This is a genomic window from Amycolatopsis sp. SID8362, assembly GCF_010550475.1.
Taxonomy (GTDB): domain Bacteria; phylum Actinomycetota; class Actinomycetes; order Mycobacteriales; family Pseudonocardiaceae; genus Amycolatopsis; species Amycolatopsis eburnea.
On sequence record NZ_JAAGNB010000730.1, the window covers coordinates 1 to 318 of the forward strand.

1 protein-coding gene is annotated in these 318 nt (G+C 75.8%); it reads right to left on the bottom strand.

Annotated elements, in window-relative coordinates:
* The coding region (locus G3I65_RS22095; RefSeq protein ID WP_160697792.1) for an aminotransferase class V-fold PLP-dependent enzyme at window positions 1-318 on the bottom strand (318 nt) is incomplete at both ends.

The following is a 318-nucleotide window of genomic DNA, read 5'->3' on the forward strand; positions in this document are numbered from 1 at the left end:
AGCCACTTGTAGCCCGCCGCGACGACCCAGTCGGCCCAGGCGACGTCCAGCGGCAGCCAGCCTGCCGCCTGGGTGGCGTCCAGCAGCACCGTCGCCCCGGCGGCCTCGGCCGCCCCGCGCAGGGCGGCGAGGTCGACGATCCGGCCGTCGGCGGACTGGACGACGCTCACGGCGACGACGTCGTGCCCTTCGACGCGCTCCGGGAGCAGCTCAAGCGGCACTTCGGTCACCGTGACGCCCGGGTTCGCCGCGAACGGGAACGTGACGCTGGTGAAGTCGCCCTCGGCGGTCAGGACGCGGGTGCCCGCGGGCACCGCC